The sequence below is a fragment of the Stenotrophomonas sp. genome (genome assembly GCF_032103445.1).
Lineage (GTDB): Bacteria > Pseudomonadota > Gammaproteobacteria > Xanthomonadales > Xanthomonadaceae > Stenotrophomonas.
On the sequence record NZ_DAMDFR010000002.1, the window covers coordinates 85,325 to 107,209 of the forward strand.

The 21,885-nt window shown below is 66.5% G+C and carries 19 protein-coding genes; 9 read left to right on the forward strand and 10 right to left on the reverse strand.

Translation table 11 applies throughout. The annotated features are described in order from the left end of the window. Positions 1-102 precede the first annotated feature (102 nt). From RT551_RS01365 to RT551_RS01380, 4 genes are all read right to left on the reverse strand, one after another. Positions 103-411 (reverse strand): hypothetical protein, encoded by a 309-nt coding sequence (locus RT551_RS01365; RefSeq protein ID WP_313455160.1) that lies wholly within the window; start codon positions 409-411, stop codon positions 103-105. Beyond that, positions 411-584 carry a hypothetical protein gene (locus tag RT551_RS01370; protein ID WP_313455161.1) on the reverse strand — a complete coding sequence of 58 codons (174 nt, stop codon included), beginning with the start codon at positions 582-584 and terminating at the stop codon, positions 411-413. The genes RT551_RS01365 and RT551_RS01370 overlap by 1 nt, the downstream gene beginning before the upstream one ends. An 874-nt stretch (positions 585-1,458) precedes the next feature. Then, positions 1,459-1,902 (reverse strand): 3-dehydroquinate dehydratase, encoded by a 444-nt coding sequence (locus tag RT551_RS01375; protein WP_313455162.1) that lies wholly within the window; start codon positions 1,900-1,902, stop codon positions 1,459-1,461. Positions 1,903-1,905: 3 nt separating this feature from the next. Beyond that, the gene (locus tag RT551_RS01380) at positions 1,906-2,316 is read right to left on the reverse strand and encodes a hypothetical protein (protein ID WP_313455163.1); all 411 of its coding nucleotides are present in this window, start codon (positions 2,314-2,316) and stop codon (positions 1,906-1,908) included. Positions 2,317-2,518: 202 nt separating this feature from the next. Between RT551_RS01380 and lepB the strand changes: the two genes are divergently transcribed. Together lepB and RT551_RS01390 are read left to right on the forward strand one after the other, a co-directional pair. Further along, complete coding sequence (gene lepB / locus RT551_RS01385) at positions 2,519-3,145, forward strand: signal peptidase I (RefSeq protein ID WP_313455164.1); 627 nt, start codon at positions 2,519-2,521, stop codon at positions 3,143-3,145. Between the two features lie 195 nt (positions 3,146-3,340). Further along, the gene (locus tag RT551_RS01390; RefSeq protein WP_313455274.1) at positions 3,341-4,609 is read left to right on the forward strand and encodes an MFS transporter; all 1,269 of its coding nucleotides are present in this window, start codon (positions 3,341-3,343) and stop codon (positions 4,607-4,609) included. On the opposite strand, the gene RT551_RS01395 is transcribed toward RT551_RS01390, so the two are convergent. Beyond that, a complete protein-coding gene (locus tag RT551_RS01395) occupies positions 4,599-5,504 on the reverse strand; it encodes a LysR substrate-binding domain-containing protein (protein ID WP_313455165.1) in 906 nt (301 codons plus the stop codon). The two genes, RT551_RS01390 and RT551_RS01395, sit on opposite strands and share 11 nt — an antisense overlap. A gap of 8 nt (positions 5,505-5,512) precedes the next feature. Next, positions 5,513-6,481: a LysR substrate-binding domain-containing protein gene (locus tag RT551_RS01400; RefSeq protein WP_282297162.1), complete on the reverse strand. Its 969-nt coding sequence runs from the start codon at positions 6,479-6,481 to the stop codon at positions 5,513-5,515. Positions 6,482-6,589: 108 nt separating this feature from the next. On the opposite strand from RT551_RS01400, the gene aceB reads away from it, so the two are divergent. The 4 genes from aceB to RT551_RS01420 all read left to right on the forward strand — a co-directional run bounded on the left by aceB (position 6,590) and on the right by RT551_RS01420 (position 13,913). Then, the gene (aceB, locus tag RT551_RS01405; RefSeq protein ID WP_313455166.1) at positions 6,590-8,239 is read left to right on the forward strand and encodes a malate synthase A; all 1,650 of its coding nucleotides are present in this window, start codon (positions 6,590-6,592) and stop codon (positions 8,237-8,239) included. A 167-nt stretch (positions 8,240-8,406) separates the two neighbouring features. Then, positions 8,407-9,699, forward strand: coding sequence for an isocitrate lyase (aceA, locus tag RT551_RS01410; RefSeq protein WP_311193408.1), 1,293 nt, complete (start codon positions 8,407-8,409; stop codon positions 9,697-9,699). Between the two features lie 676 nt (positions 9,700-10,375). Then, the gene (locus RT551_RS01415; protein ID WP_313455167.1) at positions 10,376-11,419 is read left to right on the forward strand and encodes a GGDEF domain-containing protein; all 1,044 of its coding nucleotides are present in this window, start codon (positions 10,376-10,378) and stop codon (positions 11,417-11,419) included. Positions 11,420-11,432: 13 nt separating this feature from the next. After that, complete coding sequence (locus RT551_RS01420) at positions 11,433-13,913, forward strand: putative peptide modification system cyclase (protein WP_313455168.1); 2,481 nt, start codon at positions 11,433-11,435, stop codon at positions 13,911-13,913. 21 nt (positions 13,914-13,934) lie between these two features. Here RT551_RS01420 and RT551_RS01425 read toward each other — a convergent pair whose 3' ends face one another. Next, entirely contained in the window at positions 13,935-14,237 is a 303-nt protein-coding gene (locus RT551_RS01425) for an NHLP-related RiPP peptide (protein ID WP_313455170.1), read from the reverse strand. A 199-nt stretch (positions 14,238-14,436) separates the two neighbouring features. Between RT551_RS01425 and RT551_RS01430 the strand changes: the two genes are divergently transcribed. After that, positions 14,437-15,594 carry a putative peptide maturation dehydrogenase gene (locus RT551_RS01430; RefSeq protein WP_313455171.1) on the forward strand — a complete coding sequence of 386 codons (1,158 nt, stop codon included), beginning with the start codon at positions 14,437-14,439 and terminating at the stop codon, positions 15,592-15,594. Between the two features lie 26 nt (positions 15,595-15,620). Here the strand turns inward: RT551_RS01430 and RT551_RS01435 are convergent, their stop codons facing one another. The 3 genes from RT551_RS01435 to RT551_RS01445 are packed head-to-tail and all read right to left on the reverse strand — an operon-like array spanning position 15,621 to position 20,402. Continuing rightward, positions 15,621-17,609 carry an acetyl/propionyl/methylcrotonyl-CoA carboxylase subunit alpha gene (locus RT551_RS01435; protein ID WP_313455173.1) on the reverse strand — a complete coding sequence of 663 codons (1,989 nt, stop codon included), beginning with the start codon at positions 17,607-17,609 and terminating at the stop codon, positions 15,621-15,623. Positions 17,610-17,617: 8 nt separating this feature from the next. Next, entirely contained in the window at positions 17,618-19,228 is a 1,611-nt protein-coding gene (locus tag RT551_RS01440) for a carboxyl transferase domain-containing protein (RefSeq protein WP_313455175.1), read from the reverse strand. A 10-nt stretch (positions 19,229-19,238) separates the two neighbouring features. Beyond that, on the reverse strand, positions 19,239-20,402 hold the full coding sequence (locus RT551_RS01445; RefSeq protein WP_313455177.1) for an isovaleryl-CoA dehydrogenase: 1,164 nt from the start codon (positions 20,400-20,402) through the stop codon (positions 19,239-19,241). Positions 20,403-20,486: 84 nt separating this feature from the next. Between RT551_RS01445 and RT551_RS01450 the strand changes: the two genes are divergently transcribed. Both RT551_RS01450 and RT551_RS01455 read left to right on the forward strand, forming a co-directional pair. Next, entirely contained in the window at positions 20,487-21,092 is a 606-nt protein-coding gene (locus RT551_RS01450; protein WP_125359596.1) for a TetR/AcrR family transcriptional regulator, read from the forward strand. A gap of 115 nt (positions 21,093-21,207) precedes the next feature. Next, a complete protein-coding gene (locus RT551_RS01455; protein WP_313455179.1) occupies positions 21,208-21,726 on the forward strand; it encodes a c-type cytochrome in 519 nt (172 codons plus the stop codon). Positions 21,727-21,885 lie beyond the last annotated feature (159 nt).

Here is a 21,885-nt window from a genome sequence, read left to right on the forward strand (position 1 = left end):
GGGTCGGTCGACAGACGACCGCCGTGAAATCCTCAGCACCCGGTAACGCATTCTCTGTATCGAAACGATGCGGCCCACCGACCACTTCCGAACTGTCGCTATCTACCGCCGACCAAACTTCGGACTCGCCCAGCCCTCACGCCGCGCCCGATCCACTTCATCCTCCTCGCCATAAGCAGGCGGCTCGGCCGAAGTTTTCGTGGCCTTGCTGGTAGCCACAGCCGCCTTGTTAACCGTATTGCTCCAAACAGTCAGATCCACCACATGCGGATCGTTCTCGTAGGCAATCAACCGATCCACCAGCAGCCGCACCAGATCCGGCGCATGGCACTTCCGACGCTTGGCAATGCCTTTCAACCGGCAGCGCATCTCGTCTTCCATCTTGAACTTGAACCACTTCGGATGCTTCATCAGCGCCTCCGCATGCGTGGCGGGATGTGGCTGTACGGCAACACTTCGGTGTAGCGCACGGTGCGGTCCAGGATCTTCGGGACGTGCAGCGCCACCGGACCATGCGGGCCGATCACGCGGTACAGCAGGAAGCCTTCGCCATACTCGGTGCGGATACGGGTTCCAGAGCCCATCCCGACTTCGTGGAGCCAATGGCCACGTGACATCAGAAAGGGTGTGGTGGGATCGTCGTAGATGTCCCATGGGATGCCGTGGCCGGCAGCGGGTGCGACGTTGTCGTTCTGGTCTTCGGGTGACGCGGATGATTCAACTGCAGGGGTGATAACCCTTCGCTTATGCATCGGATGCCCTCAACTAGGTGTGTCCCTCGCCGGGACGGCGAGGGAGAGGTCGGGAGGTCAAAAGCCGCACACAGAGAGGCGGAGGGCGTATTCCCCAAAGGAGGGTGTTGTATTAGCCACCCTCCCGACCATGGGCAAACGAACTGTATCTCTGTGTAGGAGCTTTTGTTCTCCGTCCGCGCACCATGCCGATCTGGAAATCGCATTGAAACAGGCAAAAACGACGTCTTTCCACAAATCTCGAAGTCAATACAACGCGATGACGCATGCGCCCCGATTTGGTGAGAACTGCGTTCCAGAATAGACAGAATCAATCGGCATCAGGCGCGGAATGGCGCGTGCGATTGTCATCGCATGCAACGCCGTTCGTGATGGCGAAGGTGTCATGTGCGTCAATCTGCGCGAAACGCAGCCCGCGACCACGCATCCGAAGCCCCGCCGGGCGTGAGCCCGGCGAACAGCGCAATCGTCCTGCGCACGTAGCAATTCGTAGTGACACGCCATGCGTGTCAACCGCGCGCAGCGCGGCACAAGCGTCCGAAGCCCGCATCCACCGCATTGCGATCCACGGACCAACGCTAAGAGGCGGCCGAAGACGCGCATCAGGCGTTCATGACCACCGACGAAGAGCGGACGGGCATGGCCCGTCCCCACGGGCCGGCCGAAGACATGTGTCAGGCATTCATGACAAGGTTCCCCAACCCCATCACGTCCCAACCCGGCATCCCACCTCACTACACCCCAGGTGATCCAGCGCGATCTCCAGCGCGTGCATGTAACTCTGCGCGCAATACCCATGTGCCACACCGATGCGTTCCCCAATGCCAGCCGGCAGGCACTCTTCAGGCGTACGACAATCATCGTCATGCACTTCCACATACGCGTTATGCAGATGCGGCAACAACCGCTGCAATCGCAGGCTACCCACACACGCACCCGGATCCAGCAACGTCACCTCACCCCGACTGTGATCGGCCACGCGCAAGGCATCCAGCAACTCCTGCTCCGAACCACACGCACGAATCGCAACGGTGGTACCGGCATCAATCGCCCGATGCACCAGCGCCTTCAACACCGGCCCCGGCAGCGGCTGCGCGGTACGGATCAGCTGGCCGGCCGCTTCCGGCCCCCGAATGATGAAAATGGACATGACTCAAACTCCCACGGCAGCAGAAAGCAGACGACGTTCGGCAATGGCCAGTGACAAACGGCAGGCGTCATCGCGCCCGCTGCTGCAGACCACCCGCGCCACCGGCGCATGCTGTGGATGCAGGTGTGCATCCAGACCGTCGTCGTCATTGGCGGCCATTTCGATGTACGGCACCGGCAGTGCATCCAACGCCGCACACAGCGCCTGGCCATGCTCCGTCCACTGCGCAGGTTCAACGTGAACCGCCTCAATCAACAGGCAGTCCGGTCGGCTGTCCCGCGCCTGGTCCAGGCACGCCAGCAGCGCCGGCAGCGTGGAACAGTCCTGGCAGAACACCGCATGCCCGGCCAACTGGGCCGGGACCAGGTCCGGCGCGCCCTGCGGCGATGCCTGCCGGATCAACAGGATGGTCATGGAACACCTCGACAATGCGCCGGTTGGCGCGGTGTCGCCACGATGCGCGTGCCCCCCATAAAGCTGCCATGCCCCGGTGTCGGGCAGGGCGTAAACAACGCGTAGATTCGGCCCGCCGGTGATACCCGCTTCAGCTGTGGTTGAATGGAACTTGTGCCGCCTCGACCGGGTCACACCCCTACCTATCTGCAAGGAGTGCTCCATGACTGCCGCAACCGCCGAAACCGAACCCAAGGGCCTGGTCCACTGGCTGAAGAAGGAAGCCATGCCCATGGCGGTCATGCTCGGCCTGCTGCTGGCCGCGCGCGACACCCTGGCCAACCACTACCAGGTGCCCAGTGGCTCGATGGAGCCAACCTTGATGCCGGGTGACAGGGTGGTAGTGGACATGCGCGCGTACGGCGTGCGATTGCCGTTCACCAATAAAGAGTTGATGCACACCGGTGACCCGCAGCGCGGTGACGTGGCGGTGTTCAATTCGCCGTTGGATGGCACCCGGCTGATCAAGAGGGTGGCGGCCGTGGGCGGTGACCGGGTGACGCTGCGTGATGGCCATCTGAGCATCAATGGCCAGCCGCTGCGTCGTGAGGACAATGGTGCGCTGGAAGACTTCGGTGACCGCGAGGTCAGCCTGAACCTGGATCAGGGGGGGGGTCCGGATATTGATGGCATCACCATTCCCGCCGGCAAGGTGCTGATGCTGGGGGATCACCGGGGCAACAGTGCGGATGGGCGGTATTTCGGCTTGGTGAATGCCAGTGAGGTGTATGGGAAGGGCGCGTGGGTGTATTACCGGCGCGGTGATGGGTTTGTGTGGAAGTCGTTGTAGCGCGAACGGCAGCCGGGCAAGCCCGGCTCTACGAGATCCTGCACGTCCGTCCGGGCAACGCACGACCCACATCGATCCGCATCCATACACCAAACGTCTCAATCAAGACCAATGAGGTTATGGATCGACCCATAACCCCGGCCTATCCTGAGCGCTGACCCCACGTAACGGCCCACCCCCATGGGCCCTGACGCCATGAACGGTGACACCGCCGCGCTGCCGGCCGACCGCAGCGCTACTGACGCATCCCCCGCTGCGGACCATATCCAACAGGGCACGCCCGCCTTCCGCCGCACCGCCGTGGCGCTGTTCCTGGCCGGCTTCTCCACCTTCGGCCTGCTCTACACCGTGCAGCCGCTGCTGCCGGAGTTCACCCGCCACTTCGGGGTTTCGGCCGCCAACAGTGCATTGGCGCTGTCGCTGAGCACCGGCCTGCTGGCGGTGTCGATGCTGATCGCCGGCTTGATCTCCGACCGCGTCGGCCGCCGCAACGTGATGATCACCGCGCTGCTGGCCTCCACCGTGCTGTCGGCGGCCAGCGCACTGGTCAACGACTGGACCACGCTGCTGATCCTGCGCGCCCTGCTGGGTATCGCCCTTAGCGGCGTTCCTGCCGTGGCGATGACCTACCTGGTCGAGGAAATGGACAGCCGCGCGCTCGGCCTGGCGATGGGCCTGTACATCGGCGGCAACGCGGTGGGTGGTATGAGCGGTCGCCTGATCGCCGGCGTGGTCGCCGACCACTGGGGCTGGCGCTGGGGCATCGGCGGGGTGTCGATCATCGCCGTGGCCAGCACCGCGCTGCTGTGGATGCAGCTGCCGCCCTCGAAGCATTTCCAGAGCCGCCGCAGCGGCCTGCGCGAACTGCCTGCGCGCTGGCGCACGCTGTTCGCCGACCCGGGCCTGCCGTGGCTGTTCGCCACCGCGTTCCTGCTGATGGGCGTGTTCGTCACCCTCTACAACTACCTCGGCTACCACCTGCTGGCACCGCCGTACCAGCTAAGCCAGACCGTGGTCGGGCTGATCTTCAGCGTGTACCTGGTCGGCACCTTCAGCTCGGCGTGGATGGGCCAGCAGGCCACCCGGCATGGGCGCGGCAAGGTGCTGGCGATCTGCTACGCGCTGATCGCCACCGGCATCGTGCTGCTGGCGCTGCCGTGGCTGGGTTGCATGGCCGCCGGCATCGCACTGGTCACCTTCGGCTTCTTCGGCGGCCATTCGGTGGCCAGCAGCTGGGTCGGCAGCCGCGCCGGCATCCTGCGCGCGGAAGCCTCGGCGCTGTATCTGTTCGCCTACTACCTCGGTTCCAGCGTGGCCGGCGCACTCGGCGGCGTGTTCTACACCCACTGGGACTGGTGGGGCGTGTGTGCGTTCACCGCCGTGATGACCCTGGGCGGGGCCAGCATCGCCTGGCAGCTGCGCCGCCGCACCCGCCCGCAACCGGAGCTCGCGCTCAGCCGTTGATGCCCACCTGCAGCAGGCGGGTGAAGTGGGTGATCAGCGGGGAAGGGCTGCCGCGCCGGCAGGCCACGTGCACTTCCGAACTGGCCGCGCGATCACTCAGCGGCACAAAGCGTGCGCCCTCCACATGGATATGGCTGCACGACGCTGGCAGCACGGTCACGCCCAGCCCCGAAGCCGCCAGACTGATCAGCGTGGACGCCTCACCCGCTTCCTGGATGATGCGCGGAGTAAAGCCGGCGCTGCGGCACAGCGCGATGAAGTGATCGTGGATGCCGGCACCCACCTCACGCAGGAAGCCCACGAACGGCTCGTGCGCAAACTGGCGCAACGCAATCGGCGTTCCCTCCGGCACCCCACGCAGCAGAGGGTGCTGGTCATTCACCACCAGCGCCAGTGGATCGCTGAACAACTTGCGTGACATCAACGTGGTCGGAAGTGCGCGCTTGCGGATCAGACCCACGTCCAGCTCATTGGCGACCAGTGCATCGATCTGCTGCAGGGTGTTCATCTCGCGCAGCTTCAACAGCACCTGCGGGAACTGCTGGCGATAGGCGAAGATCGCACGCGGAATCTGCGTGGACAGTGGCGTCGCACGCGTAAGGCCGATGCGCAGCTCGCCGGTTTCACCGCGCTGCGCACGCTGGGTGAGCTCAATCGCCTGGTCCACCCGCGCCAACGCCTCGCTGGCCTGTGCCTGCAGCACGCGCCCGGCTTCGGTCAGCTCCACGCGGCGGTTGCTGCGCACGAACAGGCGTGCGCCCAGCAGTGTTTCCAGCTGCCGGATCTGCTGGCTCAATGGCGGCTGGGACATGCCCAGCCGTTCGGCCGCGCGGCCGAAGTGCAGGGTGTCGGCCACGGCCAGGAAGTAGCGCAGGTGGCGCAGTTCAATCGACATGAGCGCCTTCAGCGTTCCGAGTGTCCGCTTTCATCATAGCTGCGCGGACTGAACAGGTCCGGCTGGATCAGCTCGATGAAGGCGCGCGCCTGCGGTGACAGGAAGCGGCCACGGCGCACGATCACCCCGTAGCTGCGCTCGGGGAACCACGCGCTCATCGAGCGCGTCACCAGCCGGTCGCGGTCGGCCTCGTTCAAACACAGCGCCGGCACGATGGAGATTCCCATGCCCATCGCCACGTACTGCTTGATCACTTCCCAGCCGCCCACCTCCAGCGCCACCGTGTAGGGCATGCGCTGGCGCTGGAACACCTGGTCGACCAGCCGGTAGGTGATCTGCCGCTTCGGCGGCAGCACCAGCGGGTAGGCCGAGATCGCCTCCAGGGTCAGCTCGGGCAGTTGGGCCAGCGGGTGGTCGGGCGGGGCGATCAGCACCTGCTCGAAGCGGTAGGCCGGCGCATAGGTCAGGTCGGCCGGCACTTCAGTCATCGAACCCACCGCCAGATCGGCCGCATCACTGCGCAGCAGGTCGGTGCCATCGGCGCTGATCGCGTTGTGCAGGGTCAGGCGCACGTCCGGGTGGCGCTGGCGGAAACGCTCAACGATCCGCGGCAGCAGGTACAGGATGGTCGAGCTGTTGGCGGCGATGTTGAGTTCGCCGGCATCCAGCCCCTTCACCTTGTCGCGGAAGCTGGCCTCCAGCCCGTCCAGGCTCTCGACCAGCGGCTGTGCCATCTCGAACAGCAATTGGCCCTCGCGACTGGGCACCAGGCGGCGACCGCTGCGCTCGAACAGCACTACCCCCAGTTCGCGTTCCAGCGCCTGCAACTGCTGGCTCACCGCCGGCTGGCTGACGAACAGCGCCTCAGCAGCCCTTGAGACTGAGCCCAATCGCACCACCTGGCAGAACGCCCGCAGTGGTTTGAGCCGGTCAGATTTGTAGGAAAAACGAGGACTTGCAGAGCGCGATGTAGGCATGGCGTCACGACTATAAGTGGAACTTATCCAACGCATTGCAATAACTGTTTTGTCAAATACCACACTCCGGCGCACGGTGGAGTCCACCCCGCATCGCAGGAGTTGGATATGTCCGCTGTCGCCGCCTTCGCCACGCCCCAGCCCACCCCGGCCGATGCCCCGGCCACCCCGGGCATTGCCCTGACCACCCAGCTGGCCGGTCAGTCGGCCCTGCTGCCGGCGGGGGTACTGGCGCTGCTGGTGTCGCTGCACCGTGCGGTGGAACCGGAGCGCCAGCGCCGCCTGCAGGCCCGCCGCGAACGCCAGGCCCGCTTCGACGCCGGCGAGCTGCCGGACTTCCGTGCCGACACCGCGCACATCCGCGCAGACGACTGGAAGGTCGCCCCGATCCCGGAAGCGCTGCAGGACCGCCGCGTGGAGATCACCGGGCCGACTGACCCGAAGATGGTGATCAACGCGCTGAACTCGGGGGCCAAGGTATTCATGGCCGATTTCGAGGATTCCACCGCCCCAGCCTGGCGCAATGTGCTGGCCGGCCAGCAGGCGCTGATCGGCGCGGTACGCGGCGACCTGACTTTCACCGGCCCGTCGGTGGACGGCAAGCCGGGCAAGCACTACGCGCTGCGCCCGCTGCAGGAGCAGGCAGTGCTGATCGTGCGCCCGCGCGGCTGGCACCTGGACGAGAAGCACGTGCGCATCGACGGCCAGCCGCTGGCCGGCGGCCTGTTCGACGCGGCGGTGTTCGCTTACCACAACGCCCGCACCCTGATGTGCCGCCAGCGTGGCCCGTACTTCTACCTGCCCAAGCTGCAGTCGATGGAGGAGGCCGCGCTGTGGGAGACCGCGCTGTCGCACATCGAAGGCATGCTCGGCCTGCCGCACGGGCAGATCAAGGTGACGGTGCTGATCGAAACGCTGCCGGCGGTGTTCGAGATGGACGAGATCCTGCATGCGCTGCGCGACCGCATCGTCGGCCTGAACTGCGGGCGCTGGGACTACATCTTCTCGTACATCAAAACCTTCCGCGCGCACCCGGACAAGGTGCTGCCCGAGCGTGGCCAGGTGACCATGACCCAGCCGTTCCTGAAAGCGTATTCGGAGCTGCTGATCCAGACCTGCCACCGCCGTGGCGCACATGCGATGGGCGGCATGGCCGCGCAGATTCCGATCAACCACGATGCCGCCGCCAACGAACAGGCGATGGCGCGGGTGCGGGCGGACAAGCTGCGCGAAGTGACCGCCGGCCATGACGGCACCTGGGTCGCGCACCCGGCGCTGATTCCGGTGGCGCAGGCGATCTTCGACGAGCACATGCCCGGGCCGCACCAGCATGACGTGCTGCGGCGGGACGTGAAGGTGGATCGCGATGCGTTGATTGCCACCCCGGCGGGCACGATCACCCGCGCCGGTTTCGAGGGCAACGTGGAGGTCTGCGTGCGCTATCTGGCCGCTTGGCTGGACGGCAATGGCTGCGTGCCGATCCACCACCTGATGGAAGACGCCGCCACCGCCGAGATCAGCCGCAGCCAGCTGTGGCAGTGGCTGCACGTGCCGGGTCAGCACCTGGATGACGGCACCGCGATTGATCTGGCGCTGCTGGACGCAACGTTGGCCGGCCTGCCGGCGCGGCTGGGTGATCGCAGTGCGCTGCCCGGTGGCGCGCGGATTGAAGAGGCGATTGCGCTGCTGGGCGAGCTGAGCCGGCGCGACGAGCTGACCGATTTCCTGACCTTGCCGGCGTACGACCGGTTGGATTGAGTTGATCGAAACGCGGTCGACCGACGCAAACGCGTGCGACCAACCGTAGAGCGGGGCTTGCCCCGCTGAGCCGGGCAAGCCCGGCTCTACATGACCCCACCCCGGTCATTGCCCCATCCCGGTCATGACCCCAAACCCCATCCCCATCGTTCATCTGGAGAACCGACATGAGCAAGCTGCCGACCGCCGAACAGATCCAGCACGAATGGAACACCGACCCGCGCTGGGCCGGCATCACCCGCAACTACACCGCCGCCGACGTGGTGCGCCTGCGCGGCACGGTGCATGTGGAGCACTCGCTGGCCCGTCTGGGCGCGGAAAAGCTGTGGAAGTACCTGCATGAAAAGGACTTCGTCAACGCGCTGGGCGCGCTGACCGGCAACCAGGCGATGCAGCAGGTGAAGGCCGGCCTCAATGCGATCTACCTGTCGGGCTGGCAGGTGGCGGCGGATGCCAACCTGGCCGGGCAGATGTATCCGGACCAGTCGCTGTACCCGGCCGATTCGGTGCCGGCGGTGGTCAAGCGCATCAACAACACGCTGCTGCGCGCCGACCAGCTGCACCACGCCGAAGGCAAGGACGAAATCGACTTCCTGCAGCCGATCGTGGCCGACGCCGAAGCGGGCTTCGGTGGCGTGCTCAATGCCTTCGAGCTGATGAAGGCGATGATCGAAGCCGGCGCAGCGGGCGTGCATTTCGAAGACCAGCTGGCCTCGGTGAAGAAGTGCGGTCACATGGGTGGCAAGGTGCTGGTGCCGACCCGCGAAGCGATCGAGAAGTTGAACGCCGCGCGCCTGGCGGCGGACGTGCTGGGCGTGCCGACCCTGCTGGTGGCGCGTACGGACGCGGAAGCAGCCGACCTGCTGACCAGCGACATCGACAGCAACGACCAGCCGTTCGCCACCGGCGAGCGCACCCCGGAAGGCTTCTACCGCACCCGCAACGGCCTGGACCAGGCGATCAGCCGCGGCCTGGCCTACGCGCCGTATGCCGACCTGATCTGGTGTGAAACCGGCAAGCCGGACCTGGAATTCGCGCGGAAGTTCGCCGAGGCGATCCACGCGAAGTTCCCGGGCAAGTTGCTGGCCTACAACTGCTCGCCGAGCTTCAACTGGAAGAAGAACCTGGATGACGCGACGATTGCGAAGTTCCAGAAGGAAATCGCCAGCTACGGCTACAAGTTCCAGTTCATCACCCTGGCCGGTTTCCACGCCCTGAACTACTCGATGTTCAACCTGGCCCACGGCTATGCCCGCCGCCAGATGAGCGCCTTCGTCGAACTGCAGGAAGCCGAGTTCGCCGCCGCCGACCGCGGCTTCACCGCGGTGAAGCATCAGCGCGAGGTCGGCACCGGCTACTTCGACGCCGTCACCCAGGCCATCCAGCAGGGCCAGTCCTCCACCACCGCCCTGACCGGCTCCACCGAAGAAGAACAGTTCAGCGCCGGCCAGGCAGCCTGACCCTCGGGGTGCCGGGCTCTGCCCAGCACCTTCACGCATCTGGGCGAACAGCCGGTGTTCACGGGTTCACTGGGTTGGCGGATCGGGATGGGCGTTCCGGGGGACGGCGCAAGTACGTCCATGTAGCCTCGATCGCCGCATCCATGCGGCTCACGCCCCCTCCAGCCCACCCCGACCCGCCCCGACAGGCCATCGGTGGCCCCAGAAAATCAAACCCGCGCGCGGCCCGGTAGCGTCGGTCGACAGACGACGGCCCTCAAATGCACAACATTCGGTAACGCATGACCCCGAATGGAACAGGGCCCTCGCCGTTGCTCTTGCCGTTCGATCCGCTTCGCGACCAACCATCGGGGGCGGGCCCGGGTACCCTCCGGAGGGACACTCCACGGCATGGATGCCGTGGAGTAGCCTACATGGACGTACTTGCGGCGTGTCCCGGAGCGAGGGTGCCCGGGCCCGTCCCGCACGGATGAACTGAAGCGCGGCTCTTCGCGGGAAAGTAATCGCGCGCGTGAAGATGGCCGCCCATGCCCCAAACCCGCGTTCCAACAAAACGGGCCAACGGCCAACACCTGAAATTTTGGCCGTTTTTAATGGAACTGGGATGGGGCGCACACTTTTAAGGAGTGCTATCCTCGTCTGCTCACCGGGGGACGCTGGGAAGCGGGTGCACGGGATGACCGGCAAGTTTGCTACGCAAGTGTGCGCGCAGGAACCAGGCATCGCAGAAACCGCGATGGCTGATATCGTGCATGCCGTGCTGAGCGCCGGTGAATTTGCCCTGTTCGCTGAATTCGGCCAGCAGCTGCAGCTGCGCAGCGGTGACTACCTGTTCCACAGCGGCCAGGCCGGCGGCACCATGTATGTCATCGTCAGTGGCAGCATCGAGCTCGACTTCGGCGAAGACCTCGTTGTGAAGACGCTGGGCCCCCAGGAATTCTTCGGCGAACTCGGCCTGCTCATCGGTGACCACCCGCGCAGCGCCGACGCCCGTGCCACCGTCGACAGCGTGGTGCTCGAACTCGGCCACGATCAGTTCCAGCGCCTCGTCGACCACGACCCCGGTCTGGTCGCCTATTTCCTGCGCCGGACCATCATGCGCGTGGTCAGCAATGAGCAGGTGCTCATCCGCCAGCTGCGCCGCCGCAACCATGATCTGGAAGCCGCGCTGGACAACCTGTACGTCACCACCCACCAGCTCACCCATACCCGTGAACTGGTCCGTACCGACGAACTGACCGGCCTGCACAATCGCCGCGGCCTTGCCCTGTACCTGCAGGAATGCCGCAGTACCGACCACGGGGCTCCGCAGGGACTGCTGCTGATCGACTGCGACCAGTTCAAGCAGGTCAACGACGAGCACGGCCATCAGGCCGGCGACCGGGTCCTGCAGAGCGTGGCCAACATCCTGCGTTCGGTGGCCACCGAGGACGACCGCGCCTGCCGCCTCGGTGGCGATGAGTTCTGCCTCCTGCTGCGCCACGCCGACCGCGACAGCCTGCACCACGCGGCTGAATTCGTGCTCAGTGCGGTGCAGGGTCTGCTCGGCCGCGCCACCGCGCACCCCAACATCTGCCCGGTCAGCATCGGGGTCTGCCTGCTCGAGCCCCACACCGACTGGAGCGAGTGGTACGCTCGCGCCGACAACGCGCTTTACCAGGCCAAGCGCCTGGGCGGTAACCGTTTGCACTGGTCGCGTGCCGCGACCGCCAAGCCCTGACGGGAACCCACTCATGAACGGCGACATCGGACCGTCGACCCAGGCCCCACAGCTCCGAGCGCTGCTGTTTACCGACCTGTGCGACTCGCTGCTGCTGGTCGAACGCATTGGCGATGCCGCCGCCGCCGAGCTGTTCCAGCATCACGACCGGCTGGTCCTGGCACTTCAGCAGCAGTGGAACGGCCAGCAGATTGACCGCTCCGATGGCTTGTTCCTGCTGTTCGAGCGCGCCATTGATGGCCTGGGTTTCGCCTTGGATTACCAGCGTGAAGTACAGAAGCTGGGCCAGCAGCGCCAGCTGCCGCTGCGCGCCCGCGCCGGTCTTCACGTGGGCGAGGTGCTGATCTGGGACAACAGCCCCGAAGCGATCAACGCCGGGGCCAAGGCGGTCGAGGTGGAGGGCCTGGCCAAGCCGATGGCCGCGCGCCTGATGGCGCTGGCTCGCCCGGGGCAGATCCTGCTTTCCTCCGTGGCCGAATCGCTGACCCGTCGCGCCAGCAGCGAGCTCGGCGAACGCGGCGAAAAGCTGCAGTGGCGTTCGCACGGACCGTGGCTGTTCAAGGGCGTCAGCACCGCGCAGGAAGTGTTTGAAGTCGGCGAACCCGGCTTCGCCCCGCTGCGCATGCCGCGCCCGTCGCCCAAGGCCCGCCGCAAGCTGCCGCTGTGGCGACGCCCGGCGGCGCTGGCCGCAGAAGTGGCGTTGGTTGCAGTGCTGGGCATCGGCGGCTGGATCCTGCTGCGCCCCGAACCGGCCATCGCCTTCGCAGAACGCGATTGGGTGGTGGTGGCGGACGTTGAGAACCGCAGCGGGGAGTCGCTGTTCGACATCAGCCTGCAGCGCGCGCTGTTGATGAGCCTGGAGCAGTCGCGCTACGTCAACGTGTTGTCCGACGGCAAGATCCGCGAATCGCGCGAGCTGATGCAGGTACCGGCCGACAGGCAGTTGAACCGGCAGCTGGCCAGCGACGTGGCCTCCCGTGAAGGCGCGCGCATGGTGCTGGCCCCCAGCATCGGCCTGGTGGGTGGGCGTTATGTGGTGTCGGTGGACCTGCTGGATCCCACCAGCCGCGCCGTGGTTCGCAGCTACCGCGCCGAAGCCAACGACCCGCACGACGTGGTCAATGCCGTGGACGACGTGATCGGACGCCTGCGCGAAGGGCTGGGTGAAACCGTGGCCTCGGTGCAGCAGTCGGTGCCGCTGCCGCAGGCGTCCACCCGCAACCTGCAGGCGCTGAAGTCGTTCGCGCTGGCCGAAGCCGCACTTGGCCGCCGTCGTTTCAGCGAGTCGGCCAAGCTGTATGAGGCCGCGCTCGACGCCGATCCGGACTTCGCCATGGCCCACATCGGCCTGGCCAAGCTGCTGGTCCGGGTCGACAAACGTTCCGAAGCGCTGCCTTACCTCAACCGCGCGCTGGCCCTGGGCGAGCGCCTGCCGCACCGCGAGCGCCTGTACCTGAAAGCGTGGAGCAGCGAGCTGCGTCCGGAGAACTGGGCGCTGGAAGACTGGCGGGTGCTGGCCGACGTTTACCCGGATTTCTTCGCTGGCCTGTCCAACACCGCGTGGTACCTGCTGGTCGACAACCGCTTTGCCGAGGCCGAGCGCTATGGCCATGCCGCGTCGGTGCCGCAGGATGTGCTGCGCGCCTATCCCATCGGCTACGTCGGCTGGATGCAGCTGGGCACCAACCGCTATGACGAAGCGCTGCGCAGCTTCCAGGTGGCCGAGCAGCTGACCGGCCGCAATGGCAGCGACATGCGCTCGGACGTGCTGGTCGCGCAACGCCGCTACAAAGAAGCGCAGGCGTTGCTGGCGCAGCTGCCCAAGCCGCGCGACGAGCTGCAGACCATCATGCACCAGCGTGCGCGGGTGCTGCTGGCGGCGGACCAGGACGACTGCACCGGCATGAACGAGGCCATGGCCAGCGAACCGGCACCGACCGAATCGGCCGATTTCGCCATCCATGTCAGGCTCATGCAGGCGGTCGTCGATACGGCCTGCGAGAAGCCCGACCCGGCGCGGCTGGCCGGGATTGCCTCCGAGCTCGAACCGCTGATGGCACTCACCAACGAACCCAACCTGTCCGACCGGGTATCGCGCCTGTTGATGCTGATCTACCTGGCGCAGCGCCAGGGCAATACGGCGCTGGCCGACGCACTGCTGCGCGACCATGACGCGCTGGCGGCACAGCTGAAGAATCCGGTGGTGAGCAAGTGGCGCACCATCGTGCTGGCCATGCAGCAGATCGGCAGGAACCAGCCGGCCCGCGCCGAAGCGCTGCTGCTGCCGCTGATGGATGGCACCGAACCGGTGCAGGCACGCGTGGTGCTGCGCGATGCGCAGCGTCGCCTCGGCAACGCAGAAGAGTTCCAGAAGCAGAACGAATGGCTGTTCGCGCATCGCGGCCGCGCCTTCGCCGAAGTGGCGGTGATGCAGCTGATGCAGCCCCTGAGCGTGCACGACACGCTGGGCGATGCCTCCCTGCGTCCGCGCTGAGGCGAACGCAGGGAATGCGGGTCAGCGTAATGCGCTGGCGACCTTGCCGGCTTCGAAACAGAAGATCACGTGCATGGTCGACTGCGAGGTGCTCAGGTACTTCTCCAGCTGGGCCTGCACCGCGCGCAGCTCTTCCACACTGGCCAGCTGGGTGACGTCGCAGCAGTCCGGCACCGCGTCGGTGCCGTAGCCGATCTCGGTCAGCGCCTTGGCGGCGTCGGTCTGGAACAGCGCGCGGAAATCCGCATCATCAATAAGACGGCTGACCAGCTGCGCGGCCGCCTCAGGAGAAATCTTGCTCTTGCCGGTGTTCTCGTCGCTCATGACAGTCGATCCAAAGGTGGAAGTACGGTTATCGGCGATGGCAGACGTTCCTGTAGAGCCACGCCCTGCGTGGCTTCGCGGCACCTGCCGGCGCACGGTGGTGTGCCCAACGCAGTTTCCCATCCTGAGCGGCCAACATTGCGGCAGATCGCAACCCGCCCCCTAGAATGTCCGCATCTCTACCCACCCACCGCCCCCCATGCGTCTGCGCCGCTGCACCATCGTCATGTTCGAACCGCGCGAGGAGGTCCAGTTCGACCTCCCATCACTGCTGCAGGGGCGTACCGAACTGGCCACCCGCACCACCTGGCTGGCCCTGGCCGGTCACCTCGACCAGGCCGTGCCGGTCAGCACGGCCCAGCGCGAGCTGCTGGGAAGCCTCAGCGCCCACCAGTGGATAGCAGCCGAGGATCTGCCGGCAGGCCCCGCCACCTGGCAGCCTCTGCTGGCGGCGGGTCTGCTGATCGGCGAAACGCACGCCTCCGCGTACCGGCAGCAGGATGAAGCCGTGCGCGATGCCCACTGGTGGCCGCTGTCTGCGCTGGCGCACCGGCACGGGCGCTGGCACGGCGTGGATGGAGCCGCCAACACCCGTGACAGCGACCTGGTCACGGCCAGCGGACTGCGTCGCCAGCTGGGTGCACCGCCGCCCACGGTTGAAGCGCGGCCCGGGGTCTACCAACCGCTGCCGGCGGTGCCAGCCGAGGCGTATGACCAGTTGCTCGAACGCCGTACCACCTGCCGCAACTTCGATGCCGGGCGCAGCATCAGCCGCGAGCTGCTGGCCCAGCTGCTGCAGCGTACGATCAAAGCGCAGGCGGTCTCGCAGGTCGAGGAAGACACCGAATTCCTGAAGAAGCACGTACCGTCCGCCGGCGGACTGCACGCGACCGAAACCTATCTGCTGGTGCAGCGGGTGGAAGGCATGACACCAGGTCTCTACCACTATCATCCGGTGCAGCACGCGGTGGTGCCGATACCTCGGCACGACGACCCGCCACTGCCGCAGCTGGCGCAGGGTCTGCTGTCAGGCCAGGACTGGTTCGCCGACGCCGCCGTGTACATGGTGCTGGTGCCGCGTTACGCGCGCACCTTCTGGAAGTACCGCAACCACGCCAAGGCCTACCGTGCGCTGCTGCTGGATGTGGGCCACATCTCGCAGGCGCTGTACATGGCGGCGACCGAACGCGGCATGGCCGCCTTCGTCACCGCCGCCATCAACGAAGTGGACATCGAGCAGGCCTTCGGCCTGGACGGCATCACCCAGAGCCCGCTTGCCATCGTCGGCGTGGGCTGGCGCAGCGACACTCTGACCACCACCGAGTTCGACCCCAACCACACCGTCTGGCCCGCGTAGCGACGCGCCATGCGCGTCGTCGGGGCCTACGCCACCTCGAAATCCACCAGCACCGCACCGTCCCCGACCTGATCCCCGGCCTTCACCCGGAACCCCTGCACCGTGCCATCGGCCGGAGCCTGCAGCGTGTGCTCCATCTTCATCGCCTCCAGTACCAGCAGCGGCGTGCCCTTGCTGACCTGGGTGCCCGCCGCCACCAGCGTGGCGACAACGCGGCCCGGCATCGGTGCGACCAGGCTGCCGGCATCCACCACGCCCTGGTCGGCTTCACTGACCGGATCATGCACGGTGAAGCGGCGTACGCCCTGCGCGCCGAACAGATACAGCTCGCTGCCATCGCGCACGACGCGCGCACGGTGCAGCTGCCCGTCCACCTGCAGGGCCAGCTGCTCGCCGTTGAGGCCGCCGTGGGCCGTGACGGTGTGGCCGTCGCGCAGCAGGGTCCACACGTCGTCCTGTGCGGTGGCGTCGACTACGGCCAGCACGCCCGCCTGTTCCAGCGTCAGCCGGCGTGCAGCCGCTACCCCCAACCGCCAGCCATCACGTGCCTGCCACGGCGAGTAGGGATCGCGCACGTCCACCAGCGCTGCGTCTTCGGTTGCAATTGCCGCGACCGCGGCCAGCGCCCACACCGCCGCATCGTCGGTGGCGTCCGGCGGAGCCAGCGCCGCCTGCTCGCGTTCGATCAAGGCGGTATCCAGCTTCGCGCCGGCGAAAGAGTCGGTCATCACCAACCGGCGCAGGAAGGCGGCATTGGTGGTCACGCCGACCACTTCGCACTCGGCCAGTGCCTGCTGCATGCGTCGCAGCGCGGCATCGCGGTCAACGTCCCAGACGATCAGCTTGGCGATCATCGGGTCGTAGTACGGGGTGATCGCATCCCCCTGTTCGACACCGGCATCCACGCGCACATGCGCGCTGGCAGCCGGCAGGCGCAGATGCCGCAGCGTGCCGGTGGACGGCAGGAAGCCGCGGTCGGCATCTTCGGCATACAGCCGCGCTTCCAGCGCATGGCCACGGATCTGCAGCTGGTCCTGCTGCAGCGGCAGCGGTTCACCGCTGGCCACGCGCAGCTGCCACTCCACCAGGTCGGTGCCGGTGATGCATTCGGTCACCGGGTGCTCGACCTGCAGGCGGGTGTTCATTTCCATGAAGTAGAAATCGCCATCCGGACCGGCAATGAACTCCACCGTGCCTGCACCGACGTAGTTCACCGCACGTGCGGCATTCACCGCTGCGGTGCCCATGGCCGCGCGGCGCTCCGGGGTCATGCCGGGTGCCGGTGCTTCCTCCAGCACCTTCTGGTGCCGGCGCTGCACCGAGCAGTCGCGCTCGAACAGGTACACCACGTTGCCGTGGCTGTCGCCGAACACCTGGATCTCGATGTGGCGCGGGCGCTCCACATACTTCTCCACCAGCACGTGTGCGTTGCCAAAGGCCGATTGTGCTTCGCGCTGGCAGCTGGCCAGCGCCTCGATGAAGGCCGCGCTGTCGTCGACCCGACGCATGCCCTTGCCGCCGCCGCCGGCACTGGCCTTGATCAGCACCGGATACCCGATGCCGTCTGCCTGCGTTCGCAGGAAGTCGGGTTCCTGCGCGTCGCCGTGGTAACCCGGGGTCAGCGGCACGCCGGCCTGCTGCATCAGCGCCTTGGCCGCGCTCTTGTCGCCCATCGCGCGGATCGCCGCCGCCGATGGGCCGATGAACACGATCCCGGCATCGGCACACGCCTGGGCAAAGTCCGCGTTTTCCGACAGGAAGCCGTAGCCGGGATGGATCGCCTGCGCACCGGTCTGGCGCGCGGCGGCCAGGATTGCGTCAGCGCGCAGATAGCTCTCGCGCGCCGGGGCCGGACCAATCGCTACCGCTTCGTCGGCCAGGCGCACATGCCGTGCGTTGCGGTCGGCGTCGGAATACACCGCCACCGTGGCAATGCCCAGGCGCTGGCAGGTGGCGATGACGCGGCAGGCAATTTCGCCGCGGTTGGCGATCAGGATCTTGGTGAACATGGTCATCTTCCGGGTTACATGCGGAATACACCGAACGCGGTGTCCCGCGCAGGTGCATTGAGGCTGGCCGACAGCGCAAGCGCCAGCACGCGGCGGGTATCGGCCGGGTCGATCACACCGTCATCCCACAAGCGCGCGCTGGCGTAATAAGGATGACCCTGCTGCTCGAACTGGTCGCGGATCGGGGTCTTGAACTGGTCTTCTTCTTCGCTCGACCACTGCCCGCCCTTGGCTTCAATGCCGTCGCGCTTCACCGTGGCCAGCACGCTGGCGGCCTGCTCGCCGCCCATCACGCCGATGCGCGCGTTCGGCCACATCCACAGGAAGTTGGGCGAGTAGGCGCGGCCACACATGCCGTAGTTGCCGGCCCCGAACGACCCGCCGATCACCACGGTGAACTTGGGCACCTTGGCGCAGGCCACCGCCATCACCAGCTTGGCCCCATCCTTGGCGATGCCGCCGTGCTCGTACTTGCGCCCGACCATGAAGCCGGTGATGTTCTGCAGGAACACCAGCGGAATGCCGCGCTGGGTGCACAATTCGATGAAGTGCGCGCCCTTCAGCGCGGACTCGGAGAACAGGATGCCATTGTTGGCGATGATGCCCACCGGGTAGCCGTGCAGGTGCGCGAAGCCGGTCACCAGGGTGTTGCCATAGCGCGGCTTGAATTCGTCAAAGCGCGAATCATCGACCAGGCGCATGATCACTTCGCGCACGTCGTACGGCTTGCGCGTGTCGGCGGGAATCACGCCGTACAGCTCCTGCGCCGGGTAGCGCGGCTCCAGCGGGGCCTGCATCGCCAGCGTCGGTTCCGGCTTGCGCCAGTTGAGCTGGGCAATGATCGCGCGGACCCGTGCCAGCGCCTGCAGGTCGTTGTCGGCCATGTGGTCGGCCACGCCGGAAATGCGCGTGTGCACGTCGGCACCGCCCAGTTCCTCGGCACTGACCACCTCGCCGGTGGCCGCCTTCACCAGCGGTGGGCCGCCGAGGAAGATGGTGCCCTGCTCGCGCACGATCACCGTTTCATCGCTCATCGCCGGCACATAGGCCCCGCCGGCCGTGCAGGAGCCCATCACGCAGGCGATCTGCGGAATGCCCTGTGCGGACAGGTTGGCCTGGTTGTAGAAGATGCGGCCGAAATGGTCGCGGTCGGGGAACACCTCGTCCTGCAGCGGCAGGAAGGCACCACCGGAGTCGACCAGATAGATGCAGGGCAGGCGGTTCTGTTCGGCCACTTCCTGCGCACGCAGGTGCTTCTTCACGGTGACCGGGTAATAGGTGCCACCCTTCACCGTGGCGTCGTTGGCCACGATCACGCATTCCACGCCCGAAACGCGGCCAATGCCGGCCACCACGCCAGCGCTGGGAATCGGGTCGTCATACATGCCGTGTGCGGCCAGCGGGGCGATTTCCAGGAACGCACTGCCCGGGTCCAGCAGCGCATCAATGCGCTCGCGCACCAGCAGCTTGCCGCGCGCGGTGTGCTTCTGCCGCGCCGCTTCGCTGCCGCCGCGCGCGGTCTGCGCCAGGGTGGCGCGCAGGTCATCCACCACCGCCTGCAGCGCGGCGCGGTTGGCTTCGAAGGTCTCGCTGCCCGGTTGCAGCTGGGTGCTCAATACGCTCATCGCAGGGCCCTTACTTGGTGCGCTGGAACAGTTCGCGGCCGATCAGCATGCGGCGGATCTCCGAGGTGCCCGCGCCGATCTCGTACAGCTTGGCATCGCGCCACAGCCGGCCGGTGGGGTACTCGTTGATGTAGCCGTTGCCGCCGAGGATCTGGATCGCCTGGCCGGTCAGCCAGGTGGCCTTCTCGGCCGAGTACAGAATCGCACCGGCGGCGTCCTGGCGGGTGGTGCGGCCCTGGTCGCAGGCGCGCGCCACGGCATACACATAGGCGCGGCAGGCATTCAGGCCGACATACATGTCGGCCAGCTTGGCCTGGATCAGCTGGAAGGTGCCGATCGCTTCGCCGAACTGCTTGCGCTCGTGCACGTAGGGCATCACCACATCCAGCGCGGCCGCCATCAGCCCCAGCGGGCCGCCGGACAGCACCACGCGCTCGTAGTCCAGACCGGACATCAGCACTTTGGTGCCGCCGCCCACCGCACCCAGTACGTTGGCTTCCGGCACTTCGCAGTCCTCGAACAACAGTTCGCAGGTGTTGGAGCCGCGCATGCCCAGCTTGTCCAGCTTCTGCGCGGTGGAGAAGCCCTTCATGCCTTTCTCCACCAGGAACGCGGTGATGCCCTTGGCTCCGGCGTCCGGGTCGGTCTTGGCGTACACCACCAGCACGTCGGCATCTGGCCCGTTGGTGATCCACATTTTGTTGCCGTTGAGCACGTAGTGGTCACCGCGCTTGTCCGCGCGCAGCTTCATGGAGACCACGTCCGAGCCCGCCCCCGGTTCGCTCATCGCCAGCGCGCCGACCTTGGTGCCGCTGCACAGGTCGGGCAGGAAGCGCTGCTTCTGTTCTTCAGTGCCGTTCTTGCGCAGCTGGTTCACGCACAGGTTGGAGTGCGCGCCATAGCTCAGGCCGATGCCACCGGAGGCGCGCGAAATCTCTTCCATCGCCACCACGTGAGCCAGGTAGCCCATGCCGCTGCCGCCGTATTCCTCTTCCACGGTCAGGCCGAGCAGGCCCTGTTCGCCGAGCTTGCGCCACAGCGGATGCGGGAACAGATTCTCCTCGTCGGCCTTCGCCGCCAGCGGGGCGACCTCGGCCGAGGCAAAATGGGCCACGCTCTGGCGCAGCAGGTCGATCTCTTCGCCGAGGTCGAAGTTCAGGGTTGGGACGTGCATGGCGGGCTCCACGATTTTCGCCAGCCTAGCCCGCCCCGGGGTAAAAGTGAATACAAATTCAAAAATTGAACATAGAATCATAAAATGGCCTATAAACGCTCCGCACTGATGGAAGAACGCCTGGCCGGGGCCCGTGAGCGGATCCTGCTGGCGACCCGCGCGCTGGTGGCTGCCGGCGGCTACCGCAACGCCCCGGTCACCGCCGTGGCGGCCGAGGCCGGGGTCTCCACCGGGTTGATCTACCGGCACTTCCCGTCCAAGGCCGAACTGTTCGTGGAGGTGCTGACCGCCGCGGTGGAGCACGAGCTGCGCATCTTCGAGGGCATCGCCGCCGAGGCCCTGCCCGCGCCGGAGCGGCTGCGCCGGGCGATCACCGCCTTTGTCCGCCGCGCCCTGGCCGGCCCGGGACTGGCCTATGCCTTCATCGCAGAGCCGGTCGACCCGGAAGTGGAAGCCGAGCGCATCCGCTGCCGGCGGCTGTTCGGCGATGTGTTCCACCGCATCGTGGCCGACGGTGTCGCAACTGGCAGCTTTCCTGCACAGGACACCCGGGTCACCGCGGCCTGCATCGTGGGGGCGTTCACCGAAGCGCTGGTCGGGCCAACCGCGCCCAGTCGTGACGCAGTGGGCGACGAAGACGCGCTGGTAGCGTCGATCTGCCAGGTCTGCCTGCGCGCTGCCGGCGGCTGAGGCCTTGCCATTGCTGCATTGCGGCACTTGAATGCGGCTTGCACAGGCTTGCCGCCGCTGGTCATACTCGCCCGACAAGCCGTGGTCCAACGACTATCAGCCAGGGGTATAGAGAGTGCGGAATTACGACCTCGAGTTCCTGAAACGCTTTTCCATGGTCATCGCGCTGCTGATGGCCATCACGCTCGGATTGATCCTGTTCGCCGCGTACCTGCACACCCGCATTCCGCCGGAAGTCTCACCGCAGGCGGCCAAGCGCACGGAGCTGCGCATTGCCCCGGCCGGCGCGGTCTACGCCGGTGCCACCGGTGCCGCCGAACAGGCCGCCGCCAAGGCCGCCGCATTGGCCAAGGCCGCCGCGCAGGTTGCCTATGGCGGCACCACCGACGGCAAGGTGATCTTCGACAACCTGTGCACCGCCTGCCACACCACCGGCGTGGGCCAGGCTCCCACCCTGGACCACGCGCATTGGGACCAGCGCCTGGGACAGGGCAAAGAGACGCTTTATAAGCACGCCATCGAGGGCTACACCGGCCCGGACGGCGGGATCATGCCGCCCAAGGGCGGCAACCCGGCGCTGACCGAGGAGCAGATCCACGCCACCGTGGATTGGATGCTGGCGAATCTGAAATAACCGTCTGACACGCATGGCGTGTCACTACGCATTGTCTGATGCCCGTAGGGACGCGCCATGCGCGTCCGCTCTTCGTTCGGTGGTCATGAACGCTAGACACACGTCTTCGGCCACGTCCAAACGTTGGTCGGCGTGTCGCAACGTGGTGGATGCGGGTTT

Excerpts from the sequence above, each read along its gene's own strand:
- RT551_RS01365 (WP_313455160.1), bottom strand. The coding sequence starts at position 411 with ATGAAGCATCCGAAGTGGTTCAAGTTCAAGATGGAAGACGAGATGCGC.
- RT551_RS01370 (WP_313455161.1), bottom strand. The coding sequence starts at position 584 with ATGGGCTCTGGAACCCGTATCCGCACCGAGTATGGCGAAGGCTTCCTG.
- RT551_RS01375 (WP_313455162.1), bottom strand. The coding sequence starts at position 1,902 with ATGTCCATTTTCATCATTCGGGGGCCGGAAGCGGCCGGCCAGCTGATC.
- RT551_RS01380 (WP_313455163.1), bottom strand. The coding sequence starts at position 2,316 with ATGACCATCCTGTTGATCCGGCAGGCATCGCCGCAGGGCGCGCCGGAC.
- lepB (WP_313455164.1), top strand. The coding sequence starts at position 2,519 with ATGACTGCCGCAACCGCCGAAACCGAACCCAAGGGCCTGGTCCACTGG.
- RT551_RS01390 (WP_313455274.1), top strand. The coding sequence starts at position 3,341 with ATGAACGGTGACACCGCCGCGCTGCCGGCCGACCGCAGCGCTACTGAC.
- RT551_RS01395 (WP_313455165.1), bottom strand. The coding sequence starts at position 5,504 with ATGTCGATTGAACTGCGCCACCTGCGCTACTTCCTGGCCGTGGCCGAC.
- RT551_RS01400 (WP_282297162.1), bottom strand. The coding sequence starts at position 6,481 with ATGCCTACATCGCGCTCTGCAAGTCCTCGTTTTTCCTACAAATCTGAC.
- aceB (WP_313455166.1), top strand. The coding sequence starts at position 6,590 with ATGTCCGCTGTCGCCGCCTTCGCCACGCCCCAGCCCACCCCGGCCGAT.
- aceA (WP_311193408.1), top strand. The coding sequence starts at position 8,407 with ATGAGCAAGCTGCCGACCGCCGAACAGATCCAGCACGAATGGAACACC.
- RT551_RS01415 (WP_313455167.1), top strand. The coding sequence starts at position 10,376 with ATGACCGGCAAGTTTGCTACGCAAGTGTGCGCGCAGGAACCAGGCATC.
- RT551_RS01420 (WP_313455168.1), top strand. The coding sequence starts at position 11,433 with ATGAACGGCGACATCGGACCGTCGACCCAGGCCCCACAGCTCCGAGCG.
- RT551_RS01425 (WP_313455170.1), bottom strand. The coding sequence starts at position 14,237 with ATGAGCGACGAGAACACCGGCAAGAGCAAGATTTCTCCTGAGGCGGCC.
- RT551_RS01430 (WP_313455171.1), top strand. The coding sequence starts at position 14,437 with ATGCGTCTGCGCCGCTGCACCATCGTCATGTTCGAACCGCGCGAGGAG.
- RT551_RS01435 (WP_313455173.1), bottom strand. The coding sequence starts at position 17,609 with ATGACCATGTTCACCAAGATCCTGATCGCCAACCGCGGCGAAATTGCC.
- RT551_RS01440 (WP_313455175.1), bottom strand. The coding sequence starts at position 19,228 with ATGAGCGTATTGAGCACCCAGCTGCAACCGGGCAGCGAGACCTTCGAA.
- RT551_RS01445 (WP_313455177.1), bottom strand. The coding sequence starts at position 20,402 with ATGCACGTCCCAACCCTGAACTTCGACCTCGGCGAAGAGATCGACCTG.
- RT551_RS01450 (WP_125359596.1), top strand. The coding sequence starts at position 20,487 with ATGGCCTATAAACGCTCCGCACTGATGGAAGAACGCCTGGCCGGGGCC.